Origin of the sequence: Rathayibacter tanaceti (assembly GCF_009834165.1) — a bacterium.
Classification (GTDB): domain Bacteria; phylum Actinomycetota; class Actinomycetes; order Actinomycetales; family Microbacteriaceae; genus Rathayibacter; species Rathayibacter tanaceti.
On the sequence record NZ_CP047186.1, the window covers coordinates 1,771,883 to 1,789,399 of the forward strand.

Sequence of the window (17,517 nt, forward strand, 5' to 3'; positions counted from 1 at the left end):
CTACGCCTCGGTGGAGGTCTCGTCGGCGGCGGCCTCAGGCGCCGGTGCCTTGGCGGGAGCCTCGGCCTTCGGCTTGAGGACGGGCTTCTTCTTGGCGTCGATGACGAACGGAGCCTTGGGCTCCTTCACCTGGACGGTGCTGACGGCGTCGGCGTCGCCCTGGAAGCGGCCCCAGTCTCCGGTCAGCTTGAGGATGGCGGCGACCTGCTCGGTCGGCTGCGCGCCGACTCCGAGCCAGTACTGCGCGCGCTCCGAGTCGACCTGGATGAACGAGGGCTGCTCGGTGGGGTGGTACTTACCGATCTCCTCGATCACGCGGCCGTCGCGCTTGGTGCGCGAGTCGGCGACGACGATGCGGTAGTAGGGCGCCCGGATCTTGCCGAGGCGCTTCAGACGAATCTTGACAGCCACAATTCTCCTGTGTGGTCGTTGACCGGTATCCGGTCGATGATGGATGAACTGAGCCGTGAGCGTGGGGGCACACCCGGCCGAAAGCTCGAGGGGGTTTCGTCGGCGGTGAGTAGAGGGTCGACCGCCTCGGACCCGACGGATCATTCTGCCAGAAAAACCCCGACGCCGCGGGCCCGGCACGCCGCCAGTGGCCGAGGGCCGCCTCCGACCGGCCCGACCGAGCCTGAGAGAGGCCCAGCTGAGCCCGGAGGTCGACCCCGTCGCCAGGTGGGAAGATGGCGGGGTGCGTCCCGATCAGGCGGGCGCCCCGGATCCGATGAGGACCACGCCATGGAGATCAGCTTCGCTTCATCCGACCGCTCCACCCTCGGGATCGAGTGGGAGGTCGCGATCGTCGACCGGCAGACGGGCGACCTCGCCAATGTCGCCGATGTGGTGCTGGAGGCGCTCCGTGGCGACGATGGAGCCCCGCACCCGCAGATCACCGGCGAACTGCTCCGCAACACGGTCGAACTGGTCTCGGGCGTGCACACGTCCGTGCGCGACGCGGTCGCCGACCTGCAGGACCAGCTGCGACAGGTGCGCGAGATCACCGACCCGATGGGGCTCGACCTCATCTGCTCGGGCACACATCCGTTCGCGCAGTGGTTCGACCAGGCCATCACCGACAAGGAGCGCTACCACCGCCTCATCGACCGGACCCAGTGGTGGGGCCGGAACATGATGATCTGGGGCATCCACGTGCACGTCGGCATCGAGAACCGCGACAAGGTCCTGCCGATCCTCAACTCGCTGCTCGACTACTACCCGCACCTCCAGGCCCTCTCCGCCTCCAGCCCGTTCTGGGGCGGAGTCGACACGGGCTACGCCTCGAACCGCGCACTGATGTTCCAGCAGCTGCCGACCGCGGGACTGCCGCCCCAGTTCGGCGCCTGGGCGAACTACGAGGAGTACGTCGACGACATGACGCGCACCGGAGTCATCGACGATCACACGGAGGTCCGCTGGGACATCCGTCCCTCGCCGCAGTGGGGGACGCTCGAGATGCGCGCGTGCGACGGTCTCTCCTCCGCCGAGGAGATCGGCGCGGTCGCCGCGCTCATCCAGTGCCTCGTGGAGCACCTCTCGTCCCGGCTGGACGCGGGCGAGGATCTCCCGACCATGCAGCCCTGGTATGTCAGGGAGAACAAGTGGCGGGCGGCGCGCTACGGCCTCGATGCCGAGATCATCCTCGATGCGGCGGGAGCGGAACGGCTCGTCACGGACGACATCCGGGATCTGCTGGTCACCCTCGCTCCGGTCGCCGAGAGGCTCGGCTGCACGCAGGAGCTGGCCGACGTCGAGCTGATCCTGGTCGCCGGCGCGAGCTATGAGCGCCAGCTGCGCACCGCGGCCGCGAACGACGGCGACCTCACGGCCGTCGTCCGGGCGCTCGCGGTCGAGCTGCGCGACGGACTCCGGGAGGCCCGCGCATGACCCGCCGTCTCCTCGCCGGCGCGGCCCTGCTCGCCGCCCTCGCACTCGCCGGCTGCTCGAGTTCGGCGACCGTCTCCGAGGCCGGCACGACGACGCCCACCCCCCTGCCCGCGGTCACGGCCGATCCGCTGCCCCTCTCGATCGGCGGCTCGCTCCCCGCCGGCTCGCGCGTCACGGTGGTGGGCGACAGCATCGTCCGCGGCCTCGGCGTCGAGCCCGGGGAGGCGTGGCCCGAGCTGGTCGGCGACGACCTGGGCTGGTCGGTCACCAATCTCGGCTGCGACGGGGCCGGCTTCATCGAGCCGGGCGACTGCGGCCTCGCGATCGGCGAACGCGCGGAGGAGATCGCCGACACTCGGCCCGACGCGATCATCCTGGTCGCGAGCAGCAACGACCTGGGCTGGGCCCCGGAGGATGTGGCCGCCGCGATCCCGCCCGCGGTCGACGCGATCGCGGCCGCCTCGCCCTCGGCGCGGCTCATCGCCCTGGACTCGGTGTGGGGCCCGGACCCGCGCCCGACCGACCTCGACGGCTACGACGCCGCGCTGATCGCCGCGGTGACGGCCGACGGCGGCGGCGCACTGGAGTACCCCGACCCGCTGCGCTCGGACGGCCTCCTCGGCGAGGACGGCGTGCATCCGACCGTGGAGGGCCACCTCGCCCTCGCCGACGCCTTCGTCGTTGCCGCAGAGAAGGCCGGGCTCGCCAGGGCCGTGCCTCGCGACCAGCGCGCGACGGACGCTCCCGCGACCTGAGCCCGCGCGCGACCCCGGTGTCGCTGCCGCGACCCCGCGGTCCGGGTCGAAACGCCGCGGGGCGGCGGTCAGCGGGTGGTGCCGTTCTTGCCGTCGCGCCAGGCGAGCAGATCGTGCACAGGAGCGAGGTCGATCTCGGGCCCGGAGACGCCGAGCGTGAACAGGCGAGCTCCGAGGTCGTACTGCTGGTCGAGCACGTCGAAGGAGGCGTCGCCGACTCCGCTGCGGACGCTCGCGCCGGTCGAGACCTCGATGGCCTCCGGGTCGCGATCGACACGTCCGCACCACTCGGTGAGGACTCCGAGCTTGCGCTCGAGGGTCGGGACGTCTGAGAAGCTGTGCCAGATGTCGGCGTGTTCGGCGACGATCCGCAGGGTCTTCTTCTCGCCGCCTCCGCCGATCATCACCGGGATGTCCCGCGTGGGCGCGGGGGTGAGCATCGACCAGCGGCTCCGGATGCGCGGCATGGCCGCGGAGAGCTCGTCCAGGCGCGAGCCGGCAGTGCCGAACTCGTAGCCGTACTCGTCGTAGTCGCGCTCGAACCAACCCGAGCCGATGCCGAAGACGAGTCTGCCCTCGGCCCCCTTCGCGCTGATGTGGTCGACCGTGCGAGCCATGTCGGCGAGCAGATCGGGGTTCCGGTAGCTGTTGCAGGTGACGAGCGGGCCGAACTCGATCCGGCTCGTCTGCTCGGCCCACGCGGCGAGCATGCTCCAGCCCTCGAAGTGCAGGCCGTCGGGCTCCCCGGAGAGGGGGAAGAAATGGTCCCAGTTGAACGCGATGTCGACGCCGAGGTCCTCGATCTCGGTGAGGGTGTCGCGGATGACTCCGTAGGAGACGTGCTGGGGAGCGATCTGGACGCCGATGCGGACGGGGCGCGCGAGTGGGGTTGTCATGCCCTCACGCTATCGACCGCAGCTGTGCTCGGGGCCACGGCTTCGCGGCGGGGCTACTCCCCCGCCGGGTCCGGCGATGCCGTGGGCGCCTGGTCGCTGGTCGCCCGGGCGAGCTTGACCACGGTGGCGCCCTCGCCGTCGAACAGACGGAGGCGCCCGCCGTCGATCGAGGCCATCGCCGCCTCCGAGAAGATCCGCGGCAGGGCGACCCCGTCGCAGGCGATGAGCGTGCCGGGGCCCGCCGAGACCGAGAGGGCACCCTTCGCGTCGACCGACCACTCGCCCTGCGCACCGTTGCAGCCGTCCGACCCGGTCCAGGTGCCGTCGCCGGCGATCAGGAGGAATGGCACCTCGGGCGACTCGTACGAGACTCCCGTCACCCAGCGGCCGACGAGATCGTCGGGAGCGGGCGCCGACACCGCCTCGACGCCGGAACCGCCCGCGCACCCGGTGAGTCCGAGGACGGCCGTGGCGGCGAGCAGCACACCGACCCGGCGGAGCGGGCTCATCGTCCGAGCATCTTCTGCAGCTGTTCCAGCTCCTCGGGGGTGGGCTGCGCGCCCTTCGCGGCCCCGCCGCCGAGGCCGAAACCCGAACCGCCGGCATCGGAGGAGCGGGGTGCGGTCAGGGCGGCGTTCTCGGCCGCGCGCTTGGCCGGGTTCCCCGACTTCGAGCTCTTCTTCTTCTGCGGCTTCGGGCGGCCGGTGTAGCCGGCGCCGGGGACCGGACCCATCCCGGGCACGGAGGGCATACCGCCCTTAGCCACGGTCTTCATCATCTTGGCGGCCTGGTCGAAGCGCTGGACGAGCTGGTTGACGTCGGTCACCGTCATGCCGGAGCCGCGCGCGATGCGCAAGCGGCGGGAGCCGTTGAGGAGCTTGGGGTTCTGCCGCTCGGCCTTCGTCATCGACTGGATGATCGCCTCGGTGCGCACGATCTCGCGCTCGTCGAACTGGTCGAGCTGCTCGCGCATGCCCTTCGCACCCGGCAACATGCCGATCATCTTCTTGATCGAGCCCATGTTGCGCAGCTGCTGCATCTGGCCGAGGAAGTCGTCGAGCGTAAACGAGTCGCTCATGATCTTCTCGGCGACCTTGCGCGCCTCGTCCTCGTCGAACGCGGCCTGCGCCTGCTCGATCAGGGTGAGCACGTCGCCGAGGTCGAGGATCCGGCTCGCCATGCGGTCCGGGTGGAACTGCTCGAAGTCGTCGAGGTCCTCACCGGTGGAGGCGAAGAGGATCGGGCGGCCCGTGAGCGAGGCGACCGAGAGGGCCGCGCCTCCGCGGGTGTCGCTGTCGAGCTTCGAGAGGACGACGCCGGTGAAGTCGACGCCCTCCTGGAAGGCCTTCGCGGTGGCGACCGCGTCCTGGCCGATCATCGCGTCGATGACGAAGAGGACCTCGTCCGGGTTCGTGACCCGGCGGATGTCCGACGCCTGCTTCATCATGTCGGTGTCGACACCCAGGCGACCTGCGGTGTCGATGATGACGGTGTCGTACTGCTTGTCGGCGGCGTAGCGTACCGCGTCCTGCGCGACCTTCACCGGGTTGCCCACCCCGTTGCCGGGCTGCGGGGCGTAGACAGCGACTCCGGCCTGCTCGCCCACGACCTGGAGCTGCTGCACCGCGTTGGGGCGCTGGAGGTCGGCCGCGACGAGGAGGGGCGTGTGCCCCTCTTTGCCGAGGTACTTGCCGAGCTTGCCGGCGAGGGTCGTCTTGCCTGCGCCCTGGAGGCCCGCGAGCATGATGACGGTCGGTGGGCGCTTGGCGAACTCGAGGCGACGCGTCTGTCCGCCGAGGATCGCGACGAGCTCCTCGTTCACGATCTGGACGACCTGTTGGGCCGGGTTGAGCGCCTTGTTGACCTCGTCGCCGAGAGCGCGCTCGCGCACCTTGCCGGTGAACTCCTTCACGACCTCGAGGGCGACATCGGCATCGAGGAGAGCGCGTCGGATCTCGCGGACGGTGCCGTCGACGTCCGAGGCCGAGAGCTTGCCCTTCGTGCGGAGGTTCTTGAAGGTCTCGACGAGTCGATCGGAGAGGGTGCCGAAAGTAGCCATGATGCCGGGAATTCTACCGGAGCCGCGGGCGAGGTCGGGGCGGCTCTCGCTGGCAGTGCGCGCGGGGGCGTCGACCCGGCGCGCGGATTAACTGGTCCGGGTACAGGAACGGGGTTAGGGTGGCCCGGTGATCGAGACTTTCGTCGCGGGCGACTCCGCGCATCCCCTGGACTACCGCGACGGCTGGGAGCTGCAGCGCCGCCTCCACGCCGAGGTCGTGGCCGGCGAGCGGCCCGACACCCTGGTGCTCTGCGAGCACGCCGCCGTGTACACGGCCGGCAAGCGCACCGAGCCGCACGACCGTCCCGCCGACGGCTCTCCGGTGGTCGACGTCGACCGCGGCGGCCGCATCACCTGGCACGGCCCGGGCCAACTCGTCGGCTATCCGATCGTGCGGCTGCGCGAACCGGTCGACGTGGTCGCGTACGTCCGCGCGCTTGAGGGGGTGCTGATCGACGTGCTCGAGGACCTGGGGGTGCACGGGACCCGCGTCGACGGGCGGTCGGGGGTGTGGATGGAGCGGCCGGGTGGCGCCGACAAGATCGCGGCGATCGGGATCCGGGTCGCCTCCGGAGTGACGATGCACGGCTTCGCGCTGAATGTTTCGAACAGCCTCGAGCCCTACTCCCGGATCGTCGCGTGCGGCATCAGCGACGCCGGAGCGACGACACTGGAGCGCGAACGCGGCGACTCTCCGTCGATGCCGATGGTGCGTGCCCGCGTGATGGCGCGGTTCGCCGCGGCCGCGCCCTCCTTCGCTGCGCGCACTGACGCCTCCGGAGTCGCCGCGTGAGCGCCGAGGCGGGCGGGCGCAAGCTGCTGAGGCTCGAGATCCGCAATGCCGAGACGCCGATCGAGCGCAAGCCCGAGTGGATCCGCACCAAGGCCTCGATGGGGCCCGAGTACCGCCAGCTGCAGGCGCTCGTGAAGAGCGAGGAGCTGCACACGGTCTGCCAGGAGGCGGGCTGCCCCAACATCTTCGAGTGCTGGGAGGACCGCGAGGCGACGTTCCTCATCGGGGGCGCCCAGTGCACGCGGCGCTGCGACTTCTGCCAGATCGACACCGGGAAGCCCGCGGACTACGACGCGGACGAGCCCCGGCGCGTCGGCGAGTCGGTGGCGCGGATGAACCTCCGCTACGCGACCGTCACCGGAGTCGCGCGCGACGATCTGCCGGACGAGGGCTCCTGGCTCTACGCCGAGACCATCCGGCAGATCCACGCCCAGGCGCCGGGCACGGGCGTGGAGATCCTCGTGCCCGACTTCACGGGGCGCGCCGAGCATCTGCAGAGGGTCTTCGACGCGCGGCCCGAGGTCTTCGCGCACAATGTCGAGACGGTGCCGCGGATCTTCAAGCGCATCCGGCCGGCCTTCCGCTACGAGCGCTCGCTCGACGTCCTGACCCAGGGGCGGGACGCGGGGCTGATCACGAAGTCGAACCTCATCCTGGGCATGGGCGAGGAGCGCGAGGAGATCTCGCAGGCGCTGCAAGACCTGTACGACGCGGGCACCGACATCGTGACGATCACGCAGTACCTCCGCCCCACTCCGCGGCACCTGCCGGTGGACCGCTGGGTGCACCCGGAGGAGTTCGTGGCGATCAAGGAGGAGGCGGAGGACATCGGCTTCCTCGGCGTCCTCGCCGGACCGCTGGTGCGCTCCTCCTACCGGGCGGGGCGGCTCTGGGCGCGCTCGATGGAGTCGAAAGGGCTGCCGGTGCCGGAGCACCTGCGCCACCTGGCCGACGCGGCGCTGGGGTTCTCGCAGGCGGTCTGACCGTCCGCGCCGTCGCGGAGAAACGGATCCCGGGCGACGCCGGATCAGCTGACGAGCTGCTGGGCGAAGACGTGGGGGGTGAAACCGGTGAGGTCGCCGATGCCCTCGCCCTGGCCAATGAGCTTGATCGGGATGCCGGTGCGCTCCTGCACGGCGAGGACGAAGCCTCCCTTGGCGGAGCCGTCGAGCTTGGTGATGACCAGGCCGGTGACGCCCGCGTGCTCGATGAACGCCTCCGCCTGGTTGAGACCGTTCTGGCCGGTGGTCGCATCGAGCACGAGCAGGACCTCGGAGATCGGGGCCTGCTTCTCGATGACGCGCTTGATCTTGGTCAGCTCGTCCATGAGACCGCCCTTGGTGTGCAGCCGACCTGCCGTGTCGATGATGACCATCTCGACGCCGTTCTCTTTCGCGAACTGCACGGTCTGGAAGGCGACGGAGGCGGGATCCTGCCTGTCCTGCTGCGGGCGGACGATCTGCGCGTCGGCGCGCTGCGCCCAGGTGGCGAGCTGATCGACGGCGGCGGCGCGGAAGGTGTCGGCCGCGCCCACGACGACGCTGCGGCCGTAGTTGCGGAGGAACTTCGCGAACTTGCCGATGGTCGTCGTCTTGCCGACGCCGTTCACGCCCACCACGAGGATCACGGCGGGGCGCTCGCTGAGCGTGAGGGTCGTGTCGTACTTCGAGAGGCGCTCCTCAAGCGACTCGCGGAGCATGCGCTGCAGGTCTCGCGGGTCGGTCGTGCTGTAGCGCTCGACCTTGGCGCGGAGGTCGGCGACCATCTCCTCAGTGATGTCCGGACCGAAGTCGGCGGTGATCAGGGCGGTCTCGAGGTCGTCCCACGTCTGCTCGTCGATCGTGCGCTTCTCGAACAGGCCGCGCAGAGCGCGACCGAGCGACCAGGAGGTGCGTTCAGCCATGGGTCCAGGCTACCGGCGGGCGGAGCGGGAGGATCGGACGGGCGATCCGCGCTGGCGCGCGCCTCGGGCTCGAGCAGGTGGACGCCCTCTCCGGTGCCCGCTCGCGCAGCGGGCGCAGGTCCTGCGGGTCGTGCGGAGGGCCTCAGGCGGGCGGTGCCTGCACCCGCTGACCGACCACGGCCGACACGCCGTCCTGGCGCATCGATACGCCGTAGAGCGCGTCCGCGATCTCCATCGTGCGCTTCTGGTGGGTGATCACGATGAGCTGGCTCGAGGTCCGGAGGTCCTCGAAGATGCTCAGCAGCCGGCCGAGGTTCGCGTCGTCGAGCGCCGCCTCCACCTCGTCCATGATGTAGAACGGGCTCGGCCGCGACGTGAAGATCGCGACCATGAACGCCACCGCCGCGAGCGAGCGCTCGCCTCCCGAGAGCAGGGAGAGACGCTCGATCTTCTTGCCGGCCGGTCTCACGGCGACCTCGATCCCGGTGGTGAGCAGGTTCTCCGGGTCGGTCAGGCTGATGCTGCCGGTGCCCCCGGGGAAGAGCACGGGGAACACATCGGCGAAGGCGGCCTGCGTGTCCTCGAAGGCGGAGGCGAAGACCGACTGCATGGTCTCATCGAGCTCCTCGATGATGGTGAGCAGGTCGCGGCGGGTGCTGGTGAGATCGGCGAGCTGCTCGGTGAGGAAGACGTGCCGCTGCTCCAGGGCGGCGAACTCCTCCAGAGCCAGCGGATTCACCCGGCCGAGCTGACCGAGCTGCCTCTCGGCCTTCTCGAGACGGCGCCGCTGCTCCTCGCGGACGTAACGGCGCGGCTCCTGCTGCTCGTCGGTCTCGTCCGGGACGCCGACCTCCGGACCGTACTCCTCGACGAGCACGTCCTCGGTGAGCCCGAGCTCGGAGCCGGCGCGCTCGAGAAGACCGGTCAGCTGGAGCCGCTTCTCGGAGATCTGCAGTTCGAGGCCGTGCACGCTCTCGGTGACGGACTGCAGCCGCTCGCGCAGGGTCGCCTCCTCGCGGCGCAGCGTCCGGAGCTCCTCGTTCTGCTGCGAGCGGGCCGCCTCGGCCGTGACCAGCTCGTCGCGCGCCTCCTGCACCGACCGCTCGACGGAGGCGAGCACGGCCGGGAGAGCGGCACTCACCTCTGCGGCGGCCTCGCGCTGGCGGCGGCGGACGACGGCCCGGCGCGCCGCCTCCTCGGCGGCTGCCCGCTCGTCCGCCAGCCGGCGGGCCAGCGACTCGCCCCGAGACTGCTCGGCCTGCACCCGCTCCTTCGCGGTCTCGACGCCGAGACGGGCCTCGATCTCGCGCTCGCGAGCGGCGTCGACCCCGCGCTGGAGTCCGTCGCGAGCGCTGACGTCGAGGACGGGCCGCGGGCGGGCTCGGGCTTCGTCGAGAGCCTCCCTCGCCCGCTGGGAGGCGCGCTCGGCGTCGCCGACCCGCTCGGAGGCGATGGCCAACGCCTTCTCGCCGCGTCCGTGCTCGGCGGTCGCGGCTTCGAGCTGAGCACGCACCCGGCCCAGGCGCTCGGTGTGCGCCGCCCGGGCTGCGTCGTGCTCGCGGAGGGCCGAGAGAGCGAGCGTCGACTGCTCCTTCGCCGCTCGCAGCGCCCCGTTCTGCTCGGCGACCTCGAAGCGGAGGCGGTCGAGGAGGCGCTCGACCTCCTCCAGACGGGTCGCGGCAGAGTCGCGCTCGGAGACGAGCTCGATCCGGCTGCGCTGCCCGCCCGAGCCGGCGCTGAGGAGGATGTCCGAGACCGTGGCGCCGTCGCGGGTGACGACGGTGACGGGGACGGCTCCCCCGGTCAGTCCGGGGAGGAGACGGCGGGCGGTGGCCAGGTCCTCCACGACGACGACCGTCTCGAGGAGGGCCAGGACGCCGGGAGGCGCCGTGACCAGCTCGACCGCACGCAGGGCACCCTCCGGGACCGGGAGATCGACCGGCGGCCGCCGCGCGCCGGCGACCAGCAGCTCGACCCGGCCGAGCTCGCGGTCGACGGCCTCGCCGAGCGCCGCCTCGGCCTGCGCGAACGACTCGACCGCGACCGCGTCGGCGATCGCGCCGAGCGCCGCCGCCACCGCGGCCTCGAAGCCCGGTCGCACCTGGATCCGCTCGGCGACCCTGCCCAGCACGCCGTCGAGCCGCGCGGCGACGAGCTCGGCGGAGCCGTCAGAGACATCGAGGGCGAGCGAGAGGGCACCGCTCCTCGCCGCCAGAGCCTCACGGTCGCGCTCCAGCGCATGCAGCTCCTCGCGCAGTCTCCCGATCTCGGCCTCGGCCTGGACGACGGCCGACTGAGCGAGCTCGTAGCCCTCGTCGAGCGTGCCGTCCGCTCCGCGCCCGGCCTCGCCGATCTCGTCCTCGAGAGCGTCCAGTGCCTGTCGGGCGGCGTCCCGGCGCTGCCCGGCGGAGTCCAGGGTGTTCTGCGCACGGAGGACCTCGCCGCGGACCGACGCGAGTCGCGATGCCGCCGTGTCCGCCTGCCCGCCGAAGCTCGAGAGCTCGAGGTCGTAGCGCGAGACCCGTGCCGACTGGGCGGCGATCTCGTCGTCCGTGGCGTCGAGGGCGGTTCGGGCGGCGACGGTCGCGCGCTGAGCATCGACCCAGCCGGCCTCGGCGTCGAGGACGGCCTGCCGCAGCCGCTCCAGCTCGACTCCCGCCTCCTCGATCTGCTGCGGGGTGACCCGCGGCTGGATCTGCGGCTGGTCAGCCTCGATCTCGAGCATTGCGAGGCGCTGCCCCGCGAGCGCCGAGAGGTTGCGCAGCCGCTCCTGCACCGATTCCAGCTCGAAGGCGGTGCGCCGCGCGTCGTCGACGGCGTCACCGACCGCCTCCGCCTCGAGCCGCGCGAGGCGCAGGGTGACCTGCTCGAGCCGCTCCTGGAGCAGGACGCGCTCGCTGTGCCGCTCGCTCTCGGAGCGCGCGAATCCGTCGAGCGCCGCGCGCAGAGCCACCACGTCGTCGGCCAGGAGGCGAGCACGGGCGTCGCGGACCACGGCCGCGATCGTCTGGGCCTGGCGGGCGACCTCGGCCTGGCGCCCGAGCGGCTTGAGCTGGCGCCGGATCTCGCCGGCGAGATCGGAGAGGCGGGTGAGGTTGGCCTGCATCGCCTCGAGCTTGCGGAGGGTCTTCTCTTTGCGGCGGCGGTGCTTGAGGATGCCCGCCGCCTCCTCGATGAAGCCGCGCCGCTCCTCCGGGGTCGCGCGCAGCACCGCATCGAGCTGCCCCTGCCCGACGATCACGTGCATCTCGCGACCGAGACCGGAGTCGCTCAGGAGCTCCTGAACGTCGAGCAACCGGCAGCCGCGACCGTTGATCGCGTACTCACTGCCTCCGTTGCGGAACAGCGTGCGGGTGATCGTCACCTCGGTGTACTCGATCGGGAGGGCCCCGTCGGAGTTGTCGATCGTGAGGGCGACCTCCGCCCGGCCGAGCGGACCGCGGGTGGAGGTGCCCGCGAAGATGACATCCTCCATCTTGCCGCCGCGGAGCGTCTTGGCGCCCTGCTCCCCCATCACCCAGGCCAGCGCGTCGACGACGTTGCTCTTGCCAGAGCCGTTGGGCCCGACGACGCAGGTGACGCCCGGCTCGAAGGCGAACGTGGTCGGCTGAGCGAAGGACTTGAACCCCTTGAGGGTCAGGCTCTTCAGGTACACCCGGCCGCCTCGCTCCCGTCCACAACGCTCCCACGGTAGTCGATGGGCGGAGCAGGGCCTCGGAGGCGGAGGAACGGCCGCGTCGCGGACCGCGGAGCCGAGGTCGGTCGGCGGAGATCGGCCGTCGTCGCGACGCTCCCGAGGTCGGGACCTCGAGTGCGGGCGCTGGCACCCGGTACAGGCAGACTGGGAGGACCCGGCCGCCCGCGGCAGGGGAACGGAGGATGTCGCATGCCGCTGCCGATCGAGCCGGGACCGCCCCTGACCGCGGCCGAGCGCGAGCGCTACGCCCGACAGATCCGACTGGGACCGATCGGCGAGCTCGGGCAGCGGCGGCTGCGGAACGCGCGGGTGCTCGTCCTGGGCGCCGGTGGCATCGGCTCGCCGGTGATCACCGCGCTCGCCGCAGCCGGCGTCGGACGCCTCGGGATCGTCGACGCGGACGTCGTCGAGGTCTCGAACCTGGCGCGGCAGACGGCGCACGACGACTCGTGGGTCGGGCTCTCGAAGGCGGAGTCGGCGGCGGCGACCGCGCGGCGCCTCTCGCCCGGGATCGACGTCCGCGCGTTCCCCGTCTCACTGACCCGGGCGACCGCCGACGACCTGATCGCCGGGTGGGACATCGTGGTCGACGGCTTCGACACCTTCGGAGCGCGCTACCTCGCCTCGGACGCGACCACCCGCGCAGGGGTGCCGCACGTCTGGGGATCGGCGCTCGGGTTCGACGGACAGCTCTCGACGTTCTGGTCGCAGGCGCCGGGCGGAGGCGTCACGCTGCGGGCGCTGCACCCCGAGGCCGAGGACGCGGCGGACAGCTGCGCGACCGTCGGCGTGCTCGGGGCGCTCTGCGCGACCATCGGCTCGGCGATGGCGGCCGAAGTCGTGAAGCTGGTGACCGGAGTGGGGAGTCCGCTGTTCGGCCGGGTGCTGGTGCACGACGCGCTGGACGGCTCGTGGGGCGAGCTGCCGTTGGCGCGGCGAGTGCCTCCGATCGGGGTGGCGCCGCCGGGCGCGGTGGCGGCAGGTGCGGTGAGTGCGGCGGAGCTGCGGGAGCGGCTGGCCGGGCCGACGCCTCCGACGGTGGTGGACCTGCGCGAGGACGACGAGGACCGTTCGGTCGCCGTGCCGGGGGCTGTGCGGATGCCGATGTCGCGCTTCGACCCTCGGGCACTGCCCGACGGCCCGCTCGTGCTGCACTGCGCCTCGGGCACCCGCTCACGGCTGGCTGCGGAGCGCGCCGCAGCCGCGGGGGTCGCGGCGGAATCGCTGACCGGAGGCATGGCGGGCTGGAGACGCTAGAGCGGCGGCGGGTCCGCGGGAGACGGAGCGATCCGCAGAGGGCGGCGGCGCGCCTCCCGTCAGCCTCCCGCAAACGGCGGCAGGACGTCGACCGCCGCCGCCGATGTCAGGGGCTGCGTGCGATCCGTCGTCGAGACTCCGTCGACGAGGAACGTGCAGCGCGCGAGCACCGGCGCCGCCTCGGGCGCGGAGGCGACCAGCCGCGCCTCCAGACCGGCCAGGTCGCCGATGTCGTCGAACACGTCGGAGGCGCGACCGAGGGCGGCCTTCGCCGCGGCGAAGTAGCGGACCTGCACGCTCAGCCGCCGATCGCGCTCATCGTGCGCTCGGGCTGCACGAATCCGACCCGGTTCATCTCGTGCCCCGCGGGCTTGGCCCACATCGCTCCCCGCCAGAGCTGGGCGACCTCGTGATCGTCGGCACCCGCGCGCATCGGGCCCAGCAGATCGGTCTCCTCGTTCGAGAAAAGGCAGCTGCGTACGCCTCCCTCGGCCGTGAGGCGCGTGCGGCGGCAGTCGCCGCAGAAGTTCTCGGTGACGGAGGCGATGATCCCCACCTGACCGAGCACCTCGGTGCCGTCGGTGTCGCGGACGTCGAACAGCTCGGCGGGTGCTCCGTCACGCGGAGCGGAGTGCGGGCTCAGCGTGAAGCGCTGCGAGAGCAGGGCGCGGATGTCGGCCGCCGTGATCATCGTCGCGCGGTCCCAGCCGTGGTCGGCGTCGAGCGCCATCTGCTCGATAAAGCGCAGCTGGTGACCGCCGGCGAGCGCCCACGCGAGCAGCTCCGGTGCCTCGCGGTCGTTGATCCCTGGCAGCAGCACCGCGTTGATCTTGGTCTGTCGGAGACCCGCGGGGCCGAGAGCGTCGATTCCCGCGAGCACCCGGTCGAGGAACGGGCGCCGGGTGACCGTGGCGAAGGTCTCGGCGCAGATGGAGTCGAGGGAGACGTTGACGCGGTCCAAGCCCGCCTCGGCGAGCGCCGCCGCACGACCGGAGAGGCCGATGGCATTCGTCGTCAGCGAGATCTCGGGACGGGGCTCGAGGGAGGCGACGTCGCGGATGATGTCGACGAGGTCCTTCCGCAGCAGCGGCTCGCCGCCGGTGAAGCGGATCTGGCGGACACCGAACTGCTCCACAGCGATCCGCGCCAGACGCAGGATCTCACCGCGGCTGAGCAGTGACGCGGGAGGCTGGAACGGCAGGCCCTCGGCGGGCATGCAGTACGTGCAGCGCAGATTGCACTTGTCGGTCAGCGAGATCCGCAGATCGTCGGCGATCCGGCCGTAGGTGTCGAGGAGGAGCGCAGTGGCCGGCCGGTCGGCCGGGAGGACCGCGGTGCTCTGTCGGGGCCGGACGGCCGGGATCCCCAGTGCTGTGCTCATCCGCTCACACTACGCCGCGGAACCGGACAGGACGCGGCAAGATGGACTCTGTCCCGTCGCCGGTCGGGCACCGGCCGCCCGAGAGAGGACCCGATGACCTCGATCGATGTGCACGCCGCCCGGGTGCGTGCTCTGCTCACGCCGCTGGCGACGCGGCGTGCCCGCGAGACGCTGATGCTCGATCCCGCCGCCGTCACCACCGATCCCGGCGCCTACGACCGGCGGGTGCTGGCCGACTCGGTCGCGTCTGCGCTCGATCTGCCGCGCTTCGACAACTCGCAGATGGACGGTTTCGCGGTGCGCTCGACGGACCTCGACGCGGCCTCGGCCGAGCAGCCCGTCTCGCTGCCCGTCGCCGCGCCGATCCCCGCGGGCGCCCGCGCGCCGCGGCATGAGCCCGGCACCGCGACTCCGATCATGACCGGCTCGCCGCTGCCCGCCGGAGCAGACGCGGTCGTGCCGGTCGAGCGCGTCGATCCGCCGCGGTTCCCGGCAGAGGATCGCGTCGCGTTCACGCAGCCGGTGGCGGCCTCGACGTTCGTGCGCACCCGCGGCAGCGACGCCCGCGCGGGCGAGCTCGCCCTCCCGGCCGGGACGGTCCTCCGCTCGGCGCACTACGGCCTGCTCGCGTCACTCGGACTGACCGAGGTCGAGGTGCTGCCCCGCCTGAGAGTGCTCGTCGTGCCGACCGGCAACGAGATCCGGCCGGCGGGGGCGCTGCTCGAGGAGGCGCAGATCCACGACGCCAACGGCGCACTGCTGGCCGAGGCGCTGCGCGAGGCCGGAGCGCTGCCGATCGTCGCCGCGTGCACGAGCGACCAGCCGCAGGACCTGCTCGCCCTCCTCGAGGAGCACGCGGCCGGGGCCGACCTGGTGATCACGGTCGGCGGAGTCAGCGCAGGCGCCTACGAGGTCGTCCGCGACGCGCTCGGCCCGGCCGGGTCGGAGTTCGGCCACGTCGAGATGCAGCCGGGCGGACCGCAGGGCCTCGGCGTGGTGCGCGCGGCGGAGGGACTGCACCTGCCGGTCGTCTCGCTCCCGGGCAACCCCGTGAGCGCGCTGGTCTCGTTCGAGGTGTTCCTCCGACCGGTGCTGCGCTCGCTGGCGGGCCGGGTTCCCGCCGAGCGCCCGCGGCTGCGCGCACGGCTGGCCGCGGCGCTCGACTCGCCCGCCCACCTGCACCAGATCAGGCGCGGTGTCCTCGACGACGAAGGTCTCGTGCACCCGGTCGGCGGCCCGAGCTCGCACCTGCTGGCGTCGTACGCGCGTTCGACGGTGCTCATCCACGTCCCCGTCGGGACGGACCACGCAGCGGCCGGCGACACGGTCGAGATCTGGAGGATCGATGACTGAGGGCAGTGAGCTCACGCACGTGCGCGGCGATGGCGCGGTGCACATGGTGGACGTCAGCGCGAAGGAGGTGACCGCGCGCACGGCCGTCGCCGAGGGGTACGTCGAGGCTCGCGCAGAGGTGGTGCGGCTGCTCGCCCAGGGCGAGCTGCCCAAGGGCGAGGCGCTGGGAGTCGCGCGGATCGCCGGGATCCTCGGCGCCAAGGCCACGTCGACGCTCATCCCGCTCTGCCACCCGCTCGCGCTCGATGGGGTCGACATCGACCTGGAGCCGCAGGAGGACCGGGTGCGCATCGAGGCGCGCGTGCGCACCAGCGGACGCACCGGGGTCGAGATGGAGGCGCTCACCGCGGTCAGCGTCGCGGCGCTCACCGTCTACGACATGATCAAGGCGGTCGACCGGGCCGCGGTGATCACGGGTGTCCGGGTGCTCGCGAAGGCGGGCGGGAGGAGCGGGTCGTGGACGAGCGAATGAGCGGCGACGCACGGCGCGCCGTGGCGGTCGTCGCCTCCACGCGGGCCGCCTCGGGCGTCTACGAGGACCGCACCGGGCCCGTCCTGCGCGCCTGGTTCGAGAGCCGCGGCTGGGAGTCGCGGGTGGTCGTCGTCGCCGACGGGGACGCGGTGGGCGAGGCCGTCGCCGATGCGATCGGCAGCGGGATCGACGTGGTGATCACCACGGGCGGGACGGGCGTCGCGCCGAGCGACGTCACTCCGGAGCAGACGGCGCCCCTCCTGGAGCGGCCCCTCCCCGGCCTCGCCGACGCGGTGCGCGCCCGGGGAGCGGCTCACGTGCCGACCGCTGTGCTCAGCCGCGGGCTGGCGGGCGTCAGCGGACGCAGCGTCGTGGTGAACCTGCCCGGGTCGCCGGGCGGTGTGCGCGACGGGATCGTCGTGCTCGACCCGGTGATCGGGCATCTGCTCGACCAGCTCGGAGGCGGCGACCATGCCCGCTGATCCGGTCGCCCTCGCGCGCCTCTCCGCCGAGGCGATCACGGTCGACGAGTGCGAGCACGCCGTCGACTCCCCCGGGCACGGCGCGATCGTGACCTTCGCGGGCGTGGTCCGCGACCACGACGAGGGCCGCGGGGTGCTGCGGCTCTCGTACGAGGCGCATCCGGACGCGCCGGCCGCTCTGCTCGCCTCCGCCCGCCGCGTCTGCGAGCGCTGGCCCGAGGTGCGCATCGCCGCGGTGCACCGGGTGGGCGACCTGGTCGTGGGCGACCTGGCGCTGGCGTGCGCGGTCGCGTCGGCGCACCGGGCGGCGGCGTTCGAGGCGTGCGCCGCGCTGGTCGACGACATCAAGGCCTCTGTGCCGATCTGGAAGGAGCAGTCGTTCGTGGACGGCAGCTCGGAGTGGGTGGCGGCGCTGGGGTGAGCGGGTTCGGCGCGGCTCCTGGACCCGCTTCTGTCGGGCTCGACGCGGTCGGCCTGTCGAGGCGGCGCTTCTCGCAGGGCGGGGAGCCGGCGCCCGGACGGATCCGCTGGAACGCGGAGCCGGCGCCCGGGTCGAGCGGGCGGTGATCCTGCTGCGGTGCG

The 17,517-nt window shown here is 72.4% G+C and carries 17 protein-coding genes; 9 read left to right on the forward strand and 8 right to left on the reverse strand.

Annotation, left to right across the window (positions count from 1 at the left end; all coding sequences use genetic code 11):
• Positions 1 to 411, reverse strand: a complete 411-nt coding sequence (gene rpsP, locus GSU10_RS08335; protein ID WP_132504237.1) for a 30S ribosomal protein S16 — start codon at positions 409 to 411, stop codon at positions 1 to 3.
• Between the two features lie 330 nt (positions 412 to 741).
• On the opposite strand from rpsP, the gene GSU10_RS08340 reads away from it, so the two are divergent.
• Together GSU10_RS08340 and GSU10_RS08345 are read left to right on the forward strand one after the other, a co-directional pair.
• Positions 742 to 1,887: a glutamate--cysteine ligase gene (locus GSU10_RS08340; protein ID WP_068210676.1), complete on the forward strand. Its 1,146-nt coding sequence runs from the start codon at positions 742 to 744 to the stop codon at positions 1,885 to 1,887.
• Complete coding sequence (locus GSU10_RS08345) at positions 1,884 to 2,642, forward strand: SGNH/GDSL hydrolase family protein (RefSeq protein WP_132504235.1); 759 nt, start codon at positions 1,884 to 1,886, stop codon at positions 2,640 to 2,642. The genes GSU10_RS08340 and GSU10_RS08345 overlap by 4 nt, the downstream gene beginning before the upstream one ends.
• Before the next feature lie 68 nt (positions 2,643 to 2,710).
• Here the strand turns inward: GSU10_RS08345 and GSU10_RS08350 are convergent, their stop codons facing one another.
• From GSU10_RS08350 to ffh, 3 genes are read right to left on the reverse strand one after another with little or no spacing between them, the layout of a single operon-like run.
• Entirely contained in the window at positions 2,711 to 3,538 is an 828-nt protein-coding gene (locus GSU10_RS08350) for an LLM class F420-dependent oxidoreductase (protein WP_068212840.1), read from the reverse strand.
• A 53-nt stretch (positions 3,539 to 3,591) separates the two neighbouring features.
• Complete coding sequence (locus GSU10_RS08355) at positions 3,592 to 4,047, reverse strand: META domain-containing protein (protein WP_068212843.1); 456 nt, start codon at positions 4,045 to 4,047, stop codon at positions 3,592 to 3,594.
• Positions 4,044 to 5,597: a signal recognition particle protein gene (ffh, locus tag GSU10_RS08360; RefSeq protein ID WP_068212846.1), complete on the reverse strand. Its 1,554-nt coding sequence runs from the start codon at positions 5,595 to 5,597 to the stop codon at positions 4,044 to 4,046. Before ffh ends, GSU10_RS08355 begins: the two co-directional genes overlap by 4 nt.
• Before the next feature lie 127 nt (positions 5,598 to 5,724).
• Here ffh and lipB point away from each other — a divergent pair, with 127 nt between their 5' ends.
• Positions 5,725 to 6,390, forward strand: a complete 666-nt coding sequence (lipB, locus tag GSU10_RS08365) for a lipoyl(octanoyl) transferase LipB (protein WP_068212848.1) — start codon at positions 5,725 to 5,727, stop codon at positions 6,388 to 6,390.
• Positions 6,387 to 7,373, forward strand: a complete 987-nt coding sequence (lipA, locus tag GSU10_RS08370) for a lipoyl synthase (protein ID WP_068212851.1) — start codon at positions 6,387 to 6,389, stop codon at positions 7,371 to 7,373. Before lipB ends, lipA begins: the two co-directional genes overlap by 4 nt.
• Positions 7,374 to 7,417: 44 nt before the next feature.
• Here the strand turns inward: lipA and ftsY are convergent, their stop codons facing one another.
• Positions 7,418 to 8,293: a signal recognition particle-docking protein FtsY gene (ftsY, locus tag GSU10_RS08375; protein ID WP_068212853.1), complete on the reverse strand. Its 876-nt coding sequence runs from the start codon at positions 8,291 to 8,293 to the stop codon at positions 7,418 to 7,420.
• 142 nt (positions 8,294 to 8,435) lie between these two features.
• A complete protein-coding gene (gene smc / locus GSU10_RS08380; RefSeq protein WP_132504233.1) occupies positions 8,436 to 11,948 on the reverse strand; it encodes a chromosome segregation protein SMC in 3,513 nt (1,170 codons plus the stop codon).
• A 231-nt stretch (positions 11,949 to 12,179) separates the two neighbouring features.
• Between smc and GSU10_RS08385 the strand changes: the two genes are divergently transcribed.
• Positions 12,180 to 13,247, forward strand: a complete 1,068-nt coding sequence (locus GSU10_RS08385) for a HesA/MoeB/ThiF family protein (RefSeq protein WP_068213127.1) — start codon at positions 12,180 to 12,182, stop codon at positions 13,245 to 13,247.
• Positions 13,248 to 13,306: 59 nt separating this feature from the next.
• On the opposite strand, the gene GSU10_RS08390 is transcribed toward GSU10_RS08385, so the two are convergent.
• Both GSU10_RS08390 and moaA read right to left on the reverse strand, forming a co-directional pair.
• Positions 13,307 to 13,543, reverse strand: a complete 237-nt coding sequence (locus tag GSU10_RS08390; protein WP_199220808.1) for a MoaD/ThiS family protein — start codon at positions 13,541 to 13,543, stop codon at positions 13,307 to 13,309.
• Between the two features lie 2 nt (positions 13,544 to 13,545).
• Positions 13,546 to 14,628, reverse strand: a complete 1,083-nt coding sequence (moaA, locus tag GSU10_RS08395) for a GTP 3',8-cyclase MoaA (protein ID WP_068213133.1) — start codon at positions 14,626 to 14,628, stop codon at positions 13,546 to 13,548.
• A gap of 93 nt (positions 14,629 to 14,721) precedes the next feature.
• Here moaA and GSU10_RS08400 point away from each other — a divergent pair, with 93 nt between their 5' ends.
• Genes GSU10_RS08400 through GSU10_RS08415 form a run of 4 tightly spaced genes read left to right on the forward strand, consistent with a single transcriptional unit; the run spans position 14,722 to position 17,356 of the window.
• A complete protein-coding gene (locus GSU10_RS08400) occupies positions 14,722 to 15,981 on the forward strand; it encodes a molybdopterin molybdotransferase MoeA (protein WP_132504231.1) in 1,260 nt (419 codons plus the stop codon).
• Positions 15,974 to 16,453 (forward strand): cyclic pyranopterin monophosphate synthase MoaC, encoded by a 480-nt coding sequence (moaC, locus tag GSU10_RS08405; protein ID WP_068211998.1) that lies wholly within the window; start codon positions 15,974 to 15,976, stop codon positions 16,451 to 16,453. The genes GSU10_RS08400 and moaC overlap by 8 nt, the downstream gene beginning before the upstream one ends.
• Positions 16,438 to 16,935, forward strand: coding sequence for a MogA/MoaB family molybdenum cofactor biosynthesis protein (locus tag GSU10_RS08410; RefSeq protein WP_338419323.1), 498 nt, complete (start codon positions 16,438 to 16,440; stop codon positions 16,933 to 16,935). Before moaC ends, GSU10_RS08410 begins: the two co-directional genes overlap by 16 nt.
• A complete protein-coding gene (locus tag GSU10_RS08415) occupies positions 16,925 to 17,356 on the forward strand; it encodes a molybdenum cofactor biosynthesis protein MoaE (RefSeq protein ID WP_132504229.1) in 432 nt (143 codons plus the stop codon). Before GSU10_RS08410 ends, GSU10_RS08415 begins: the two co-directional genes overlap by 11 nt.
• The last annotated feature ends 161 nt before the right edge of the window (positions 17,357 to 17,517 follow it).

Coding starts and splice junctions, on each gene's coding strand:
- GSU10_RS08340 (WP_068210676.1), top strand. CDS start 742: ATGGAGATCAGCTTCGCTTCATCCGACCGCTCCACCCTCGGGATCGAG.
- GSU10_RS08345 (WP_132504235.1), top strand. CDS start 1,884: ATGACCCGCCGTCTCCTCGCCGGCGCGGCCCTGCTCGCCGCCCTCGCA.
- GSU10_RS08350 (WP_068212840.1), bottom strand. CDS start 3,538: ATGACAACCCCACTCGCGCGCCCCGTCCGCATCGGCGTCCAGATCGCT.
- GSU10_RS08355 (WP_068212843.1), bottom strand. CDS start 4,047: ATGAGCCCGCTCCGCCGGGTCGGTGTGCTGCTCGCCGCCACGGCCGTC.
- ffh (WP_068212846.1), bottom strand. CDS start 5,597: ATGGCTACTTTCGGCACCCTCTCCGATCGACTCGTCGAGACCTTCAAG.
- ftsY (WP_068212853.1), bottom strand. CDS start 8,293: ATGGCTGAACGCACCTCCTGGTCGCTCGGTCGCGCTCTGCGCGGCCTG.
- GSU10_RS08385 (WP_068213127.1), top strand. CDS start 12,180: ATGCCGCTGCCGATCGAGCCGGGACCGCCCCTGACCGCGGCCGAGCGC.
- moaA (WP_068213133.1), bottom strand. CDS start 14,628: ATGAGCACAGCACTGGGGATCCCGGCCGTCCGGCCCCGACAGAGCACC.
- GSU10_RS08400 (WP_132504231.1), top strand. CDS start 14,722: ATGACCTCGATCGATGTGCACGCCGCCCGGGTGCGTGCTCTGCTCACG.
- moaC (WP_068211998.1), top strand. CDS start 15,974: ATGACTGAGGGCAGTGAGCTCACGCACGTGCGCGGCGATGGCGCGGTG.
- GSU10_RS08415 (WP_132504229.1), top strand. CDS start 16,925: ATGCCCGCTGATCCGGTCGCCCTCGCGCGCCTCTCCGCCGAGGCGATC.